Genomic DNA, 8,032 nt, shown 5'->3' with positions numbered 1-8,032 from the left:
TTCCCAGAGCCTTGAGCTCTTTGAAGGGTCGTTCGAGACCAGGACGTTGATAGGTCAGGTGTGGAAGTGCAGTAATGCATTAAGCTAACTGATACTAATTGCCCGTACGGCTTGTCCCTATAACCTTGACGGTTATGTGCATTTACTCTTGATGAGTTAATACCCCAAAACTTTACTTCTCCCAGATTCGCTGCGTAGCCCAGAACGGCTGCGCAGCAGACAAGTCAAAGCTTGATGACCATAGTAAGTCGGTCCCACCCCTTCCCATCCCGAACAGGACCGTGAAACGACTCTACGCCGATGATAGTGCTGCAACCAGTGTGAAAGTAGGTTATCGTCAAGCTAGTTATTCCCAAGAAGGCCCCGTCAGGATTAAATCCGGCGGGGCTTTTTTGCTTTGGCGCAACGTCTTTGCTCACAGTTTTGATCTGCGGAAATGAAAGGTGTACCATGTGCCCTTTCGCGTTTGCTTCAAACCTCAATGAAAAACAAGACAGCCCAAACAATGCTGTACTGCGCATTGGCACTGTCGGTCTCGGCTCCTGCCCGCGCCGATGATTACGCCGATGTCAGCAAACTGGCCAAGGCCGGTAAAGTGGTCGAAGCACTCAACAAGACCAATGAATACCTAGGCAAACACCCGAGCGATCCGCAGATGCGGTTCATGAAGGGCGTACTGCTGACGGAACAGAATAAATCGGAAGAGGCGATCGCCATCTTCACCAAGCTCACCGAGGATTACAAGGATCTGCCGGAGCCGTACAACAACCTGGCCGTGCTGTACGCGGCCAATGGCCAGTACGACAAGGCGCGCGCGGCACTGGAAAAGGCGATCCGCACCAATCCAAGCTACCAGACTGCGTACGAAAACCTCGGCGATATCTACGGCAAGATGGCCAGCCAGGCCTATGACAAGGCCCTGGCGCTGGGCTCGATTTCGGCTGTACCGGCCAAGTCCAAGCTGACCATGCTGCGCACGTTCTCGACCAGCACCGGCGGCAAGATCGTCGGCGCCGAGACTGCCGTTGCGCAAGTGGCGGCGCCGACGCCTGCACCGGTTGTTGCGCCGGCGCGTCCCGCTACCAGCACCCAGCCGCCTTTGATTTCGCAGTTGCCACCGCAGAATGCTGCGCAGGCGAATGCGCCGCAGCGGATTCCGGCCTTGTCGGTGTCGCCGCCATCGGCCGCTGCGCCTAAAGTGGCGACTGCTGTGGCAGCGGTTCCAGCGGCGGCGCCAGTCGCGGCCAAGCCGCTGCCAGCCCCCGCACCTGCACCGGCGGCACAGCTGCCGGTGAAAGTGGCTGCTGCGCCTGTAGTGGCCCCTGCCCCAGCACCTGCTCCGGCGCCAGTGAAAGTGGCTGTCGCACCAGCGCCTGCTCCGGCACCGGTGGTTGCGCCGCTGCCTGCCAAGGTGGAGCCGCCTAAGCCGTCCAAGCCTGAGCCAGAAAAAGTCGCCGCCAAGCCGGACACGTCTGATCGCGATGCGGTAGTGGCGCAGGTGAATGGCTGGGCCAAGGCCTGGGCCTCGCAGAACGTCGATTCCTACTTGGGTTACTATAGCCAGCAGTTCGAACCGCCTAAAGGCGTGAGCCGCAAAGCGTGGGCTGATGAGCGCCGCGCCCGTATCGAGGGCAAGGGCCGGATCCACGTGGAAATCGCCGGGCCTGAGGTGAAGATCGATGGCAACACGGCCAGGGTCAGCTTCCGCCAGACCTATGAATCCGACCGCCTGTCGGCACGCAGCCGCAAGACGCTGGTGATGGTCAAGAACGGCGGAAAATGGCAGATCAAGCAGGAAGTCTCGGGTAATTGATGTCACATCTAGCCACTTTGCGTAAATGGCGCGCGGGCAGTGTGCTCAGCGTGGTTCTTCTCAGCCTGATGGGAGGAGAGCTGAGCCACGCCGCAAAAAAGCCGGTGCGGGCGCAAGCTGCCCGTAAAGCCAATCCGAATCCGGAAGAGCAGCTCAACGATATCTACAAGGACCTGGCCGCGCATGATCTCGGCGCAGCACAGCGTAAAGCCGATGCGCTGGTCGAGGCGTATCCGAATTTCCGTCTCGGCCACCTGATTCGTGGCGATATCCTGCTGATGCATACCCGCGCCGTGAGCAACCTCGGTGCCGAAGTGCCGGTGGGTTCGGAAGCCAAGCTGGCCGACCTGCGCCGCGAGGCTGCGGTGCGCTTGCAGGCCGAGCGTCCGGCGCCGACCCTGCTGCCGCGCGCGCTGCTGCAGATGCGCAAGGACCAGCGCCATGCGCTGATCGTCGACGCCAAACATTCCCGCCTTTATCTCTACGAGAACACCAATGATGGCCTGCGCCTGATGCAGGATTTCTACGTCAGCCAGGGTAAGCTTGGTATCAACAAGGTGAAAGAAGGCGATATGCGCACGCCAGTCGGCGTGTACTACCTGATCGGCCGTCTGCCCGGCGTGAAGCTGCCGGATATGTATGGCAAAGGCGCGCTGCCGCTCGATTATCCGAACGACTGGGACAAGATCAATGGCCGCAGTGGTTCCGGCATCTGGGTGCATGGCACGCCGCCGGAGACCTTCAGCCGTCCGCCGTTGTCGACTGACGGCTGCGTGGTGGTCAGCAACGATGATCTCAATTTCCTGACGCGCGTGGTGGAAATCGGCAAGACACCGATTCTGATTGGCGACCAGGTGGAGTTCGTCAGCAAGGACCAGCTGGACAAGGATCTGCGCCAGGCCGCTTCATTGGTCGAGACCTGGCGGCGCGATGTGGAAAACCGCGACGACGCCGGCCTGAAGTCGCTGTATTCGGCGCGCTTCAAGTCATCGGCAGATGAGGACATCAATGCGTGGCTGGACAAGAACCGCTACCTGCCCGGCGCGAAGAAGATTACGGTGACGGTCAGCGAGCCGAGCTACTTCCGCCAGCCTAGCCAGGAAGAGGTCATCGTCAGCAACTTCACGCAGCAGATCGTGATCGGCAAGTTCCGTCATGCGGTGCGCAAGAAGCAGTACTGGGCCAAGGAAGGCAAGAGCTGGAAGATCGTCGCCGAGTCGAACGTGTAAAAAAGCCCGTGTGCTGCGGCGCTCAAGATCGCCGCACGGCCACAGGGCTTTTTTTCACCAGTTAGAAGTGATACGCAGCCTTCACTTCGAGGTAGTTGATGCCGGTATTCGGCTTCTTGTAGCCACCGTTGGAGAAGTGCTGCACCTTCGCTGCCACTTCCCATTTGTTGTCGAACACATAGCCTACGCCGATGTGGTCGCCGAACTGGAACAGGGTCGACAGGCGGTAGGTGTCGTTGTTGTACAGGTCGGACAGGCGGTGCACGCCGATGCCGCCTTCGTAGTACAGGCCCTTCTTGTTGTCATTCTGGAAGCGGAACACTGGAGTGAAGCCGATATCCCACAGGTTCTTGTCGTTACCGGAAATATTCTTGTACTGCTTTTGCTGCCACAGGCCGACGCTGGCTTCCCAGTAGCCGCTCAGGTGGGTGCCGTTCGACTGGAACCATTGAACATCCCAATCCTTGGCCACGCTGAAGCGTTCCATGCGCACTTTGGCGGCGGTGCCGTAATCGACCGACACGGAGTCGATCAGCTTGTCATCGGCCAGCGCGACTTGCGACACGACCAGCGCTGCTGCCAGCGCGATCATTTTTTTGTTGAACATAGTATCCTTTGCAGTGGGTGTGCTGTATCTCGAAAATTGTATACGGCTAACCTATGATTGTACCGGGGTTCAGAAAATAATTCAGGAGCGCAATTGTCTACGCAAATTACCTTTCTCGGCATAGGCTTGATGGGGGATCCGATGGTGCGCCGCTTGCTCGCGGCTGGCCATCCAGTCACGGTTTGGAACCGCACGCAAGCGAAAGCGCAGGCACTGGCCGAGGCTGGCGCCAAGCCGGTTGCCGACCTCAGCGAAGCGGTGCGCGGTGCGCAGATCGTCATCTCGATGCTGGAGGCCGGTCCGACGGTGGCGTTGGTGCTGCAAGCGGCCCTGCCGTCGCTGGCGCCGAATGCGCTGTGGATCGATATGAGTTCGACGCAGCAGGCGGAGGCGCAAACTTTCCATGAACAACTTAGCGCCTCGGGCCGCCGCTTCATCGACGCGCCGGTGTCCGGCGGCGTGGGCGGTGCGGCAGCGGGCACGCTGGCGATTATGGCCGGCGGTACGGCGGCAGATTTCGCTGAGGCTGAGCCAGTGCTGTCGGCAATGGGCCGCGCCACCTTGGTCGGTCCGGCCGGCAGCGGGCAGGTGGCCAAGCTGTGCAACCAGCTGATTGTTGGTGCAACCATCAACATTGTTGCGGAAGCCATGTTGCTGGCGCAGGCGGCGGGGGCGGATCCGGAGGCGATGCGGGCTGCGATACGCGGTGGCTTTGCCGAGTCGAAGATACTGGAGGTGCACGGCCAGCGCATGCTGGACCGGAACTTTGTCGCCGGCGGCAAGGTGACGACGCAGCTCAAGGACCAGCGCAACATCCTGGCTGCGGCGGAAGCGGCCGGCGTGGTGCTGCCGCTGACGGAGCTGGTGACGGCGCGCTACATGACGCTGTCCAAAACGATACCGCAAGCCGATCACTCTGCCGCCTTGATCGGACTGGAGCAATTGAATCCGGGGCAGCGCGTCGGCACTGCCCCCGACCAGTTAGGTTGACGGCAAACTCGCTTCCACCAGCTTGACCCAGAAGCTGGCGCCGACCGGCAGCAGCGTGTCGTTGAAGTCATAGCTGCCGTTGTGCAGCACGCATGGGCCGAGGCCGTGACCGCCGCTGCGGTGGTCGCCCTCGCCGTTGCCGATGAAGATGTAGCAGCCCGGTTTGGCCTGCAGGAAGTAGGCGAAGTCCTCGGCGGCCATCGATGGTTCGGTCTTGTCGTCCACTTTGTCGGCGCCGACCACGCTCTTCATGACTTCCACCGCAAAGCGCGTCGCTTCCGGATGGTTGATCAGCGGCGGGTAGTTGCGGCGGAACTTGAATTCCACTTCGGCGCCGAAGGCAGCGGCGGTATTCACCGCCACCTGTTCCATTTGCTTTTCCAGCATGTCCAGCACATCCCATGACAGGGTGCGCACGGTGCCGGCCATCTTGGCTTCGTCAGGGATAACGTTGGTGGCGGTGCCCGCCTGGATTTGCGTCAGCGACAGCACGGCGGTATCGAGCGGGCTGGTGCGGCGGCTGATGATGGTTTGCCAGCTTTGCGCAATTTGCACGGCCACCATCACCGGATCGATACACTTGTGCGGCTGGGCCGCGTGGCCGCCCTTGCCTTTGACGGTGACGTAGAACTCGTTACTGGAAGCCATCAGCGGGCCTTCGCACACGCTCATGTGGCCAGATGGAATGCCGGGCCAGTTGTGCATGCCGTAGATGGCGTCCATCGGGCATTGTTCGAACAGGCCGTCTTCGATCATGCGCTTGGCGCCGGCGCCGCCTTCTTCGGCCGGCTGGAATACCAGATAGACGGTGCCGTCGAAGTTGCGGTGCTCGGCCAAATACCTGGCGGCGCCCAGCAGCATGGCGGTGTGGCCGTCGTGGCCGCAGGCGTGCATCTTGCCCGGGTGGACCGAGGCGTGCGGGAAGGTGTTCACTTCCTGCATCGGCAGGGCGTCCATGTCGGCGCGCAGGCCGATCGAGCGGTTGGACTTGCCGTTCTTGATGATGCCAACCACGCCCGTGATGCCCATGCCGCGAATGACGGGGATGCCCCATTCGCTCAGCTTGTCGGCTATCACGTCGGAAGTGCGTTGTTCTTCATAGCAAAGTTCAGGATGGGCGTGCAGGTCGCGCCGGATCTGCTGCAGTTCGGATTGAAATGCAATGATGGGATCTACCAGGTTCATGCTACTTCTCCACTATTCCTCTGTTTCCAGTTTGCTCATTGTAGCCCTTGTCCGATGAGTTAAGCCAGAGCACGCGCAATGGTTTACGATACTGTTTTGAGCAAATGCTTTTTGGACTCCTGACATGACAACCACACAAGTCCGCGCGGTCTGCCCGCTTGACTGCCCTGACACCTGCGCGCTGCTGGTGACGGTGGACGACGGCGTCGCCACCGCCGTCAAGGGCGATCCCGACCACCCGACCACGGCCGGCGTGCTGTGCACCAAAGTGTCGCGCTATACCGAACGCACTTACCACGAAGACCGCCTGCTGCATCCGCTGAAACGCGTGGGCAAAAAAGGCGAGGGCAAGTTCGAGCGCATCAGCTGGGAGGAGGCGCTGGACACCATCGCCGCCAAGCTGAAACCGATCGCCGCGCGCGCGCCGGAAGCGATCCTGCCATACAGCTACTGCGGCACCATGGGACTGATTCAGGGCGAGTCCATGTCGTCGCGTTTCTTCAACCAGATCGGCGCCTCGCTGCTGGACCGCACCATTTGCGCGACGGCCGGCTTCACTGGCTACAAGTACACCATCGGCGGCTCCATCGGCACCGACATGGAGCAGTTCCAGAACGCCAAGCTGCTAATTATCTGGGGTGGCAATCCGATTGCCTCCAATCTGCACTTCTGGATGCGCGCGCAGGAAGCCAAGCGTAACGGCGCCAAGCTGATCGCCATCGACCCATACCGCTCTTTGACGGCGGAGAAGTGCCACCAGCACATCGCGCTGCTGCCGGGCACTGACGCCGCGCTGGCGCTGGGCCTGATGCATGTGCTGATCAAGGAAGATTTGCTGGACCACGACTACATCACGCAGTACACGCTGGGCTTTGAAGAACTGAAGCAGCGCGCTGCTGAATGGACGCCGGAACGCACGGCGCAAACCTGCGGCATCACGGTCGATGAAGTGGTTGACCTGGCGCGCCTTTACGGCAGCATGGCGAAGGCCGGCGAGCCGGTGGCGATCCGTACCAACTACGGCGTGCAGCGCGTGCGCGGCGGCGGCATGTCGGTGCGGAATATGGCCTGCCTGCCGGCGCTGGTGGGCGCGTGGCGCCATGCGGCTGGCGGCATACAGCTGTCGTCCAGCGGCTCCTTCCCGACCAACAAGCCCAAGCTGCAGCGCACGGATTTGCTGAAGAAGATCCCGCGCACCATCAACATGACCACCATCGGCGACGACCTGCTGCGGCCTGCTTCGCCGGAGTTCGGGCCGCAAGTGGAAGCGGTCATCGTCTACAACTCGAACCCGCTGGCGATTGCGCCGGATTCGGACAAGGTGATGCAAGGCTTCCTGCGCGAAGACCTGTTCACAGTGGTGCTGGAGCACTTCCAGACCGACACCGCAGACTACGCCGACATCGTGCTGCCGGCCACCACGCAGCTGGAGCACATCGACGCGCACACTTCCTACGGCCACCTGTACATGATGGCGAATAACGCTGCCGTCGCGCCGATGGGCGAGGCCAAGGCCAACACCGAAATCTTCCGCCTGCTGGCGGCGAAGATGGGCTTCGACGATCCATGCTTCAAGGAGAGCGACGACGAACTGGCCGCACAGGCGTTCAACGCGCAGGACGCGCGCGCCATCGGTTTCGATTGGGACGCCTTGAAGCAGAAGGGCTGGCGCAAACTGAATATGCCGGACGCGCCGTTCGCGCAGGGCGGCTTCCCTACGCCATCCGGCAAGTGCGAGTTTTATTCCGCGCAGATGGAAGCCGACGGACTCGATCCGCTGCCGACCTATTTGCCGCCATACGAATCGGTGGCCAGCAATCCGGAACTGGCGGCGCGCTATCCGCTGGCGATGATTTCTCCGCCGGCGCGCAACTTCCTCAACTCCACCTTCGTCAACGTCAAGAGCCTGCGTTCGAGCGAGGGCGAGCCGCACCTCGACATCCATCCCGGCGACAGCGCATCGCGCGGCATCGCGGACGGTGACATGGTCCGCATCTTCAACGACCGTGGTTCCTTCATTGCCAAAGCGCGGGTGACGGACAAGGCGCGCGCAGGCCTGGTAGTAGGCCTGTCGGTGTGGTGGAAGAAGCTGGCGAAAGATGGCAAAAACGCCAATGAGGTTACCAGCCAACAGTTGACCGACATGGGCCGCGCGCCGACGTTTTACGATACACTGGTACAGGTCGAAAGGCTCGCCTCATGAGGTGA

General features: G+C 61.2%; 6 protein-coding genes and 2 rRNA genes. 6 read left to right on the top strand and 2 right to left on the bottom strand.

From position 1 onward, the window contains the following. From GTP46_RS13680 to GTP46_RS13665, 4 genes are all read left to right on the top strand, one after another. Positions 1 to 119: ribosomal RNA gene (locus GTP46_RS13680) — 23S ribosomal RNA — on the top strand; the annotation flags it as partial. A 111-nt stretch (positions 120 to 230) separates the two neighbouring features. Next, positions 231 to 343 (top strand): 5S ribosomal RNA (gene rrf, locus GTP46_RS13675). Positions 344 to 481: 138 nt separating this feature from the next. Next, on the top strand, positions 482 to 1,813 hold the full coding sequence (locus tag GTP46_RS13670) for a L,D-transpeptidase Cds6 family protein (protein WP_161007181.1): 1,332 nt from the start codon (positions 482 to 484) through the stop codon (positions 1,811 to 1,813). Then, a complete protein-coding gene (locus GTP46_RS13665) occupies positions 1,813 to 3,042 on the top strand; it encodes a L,D-transpeptidase family protein (RefSeq protein ID WP_161007180.1) in 1,230 nt (409 codons plus the stop codon). The genes GTP46_RS13670 and GTP46_RS13665 overlap by 1 nt, the downstream gene beginning before the upstream one ends. A gap of 61 nt (positions 3,043 to 3,103) precedes the next feature. Here GTP46_RS13665 and GTP46_RS13660 read toward each other — a convergent pair whose 3' ends face one another. Beyond that, positions 3,104 to 3,649: an acyloxyacyl hydrolase gene (locus GTP46_RS13660; RefSeq protein ID WP_161007179.1), complete on the bottom strand. Its 546-nt coding sequence runs from the start codon at positions 3,647 to 3,649 to the stop codon at positions 3,104 to 3,106. A 93-nt stretch (positions 3,650 to 3,742) separates the two neighbouring features. Between GTP46_RS13660 and GTP46_RS13655 the strand changes: the two genes are divergently transcribed. Then, the gene (locus GTP46_RS13655) at positions 3,743 to 4,639 is read left to right on the top strand and encodes an NAD(P)-dependent oxidoreductase (protein ID WP_267877423.1); all 897 of its coding nucleotides are present in this window, start codon (positions 3,743 to 3,745) and stop codon (positions 4,637 to 4,639) included. Here the strand turns inward: GTP46_RS13655 and GTP46_RS13650 are convergent. Next, on the bottom strand, positions 4,631 to 5,824 hold the full coding sequence (locus GTP46_RS13650; RefSeq protein WP_161007178.1) for a M20 aminoacylase family protein: 1,194 nt from the start codon (positions 5,822 to 5,824) through the stop codon (positions 4,631 to 4,633). The two genes, GTP46_RS13655 and GTP46_RS13650, sit on opposite strands and share 9 nt — an antisense overlap. Before the next feature lie 124 nt (positions 5,825 to 5,948). Between GTP46_RS13650 and GTP46_RS13645 the strand changes: the two genes are divergently transcribed. Next, positions 5,949 to 8,027 carry a molybdopterin-containing oxidoreductase family protein gene (locus GTP46_RS13645; RefSeq protein WP_161007177.1) on the top strand — a complete coding sequence of 693 codons (2,079 nt, stop codon included), beginning with the start codon at positions 5,949 to 5,951 and terminating at the stop codon, positions 8,025 to 8,027. Positions 8,028 to 8,032 lie beyond the last annotated feature (5 nt).

It is taken from the genome of Duganella flavida (genome assembly GCF_009857445.1).
In the GTDB taxonomy this organism is placed as follows: domain Bacteria; phylum Pseudomonadota; class Gammaproteobacteria; order Burkholderiales; family Burkholderiaceae_D; genus Rugamonas; species Rugamonas flavida.
This window is presented reverse-complemented; position numbering and strand designations above follow the sequence as displayed.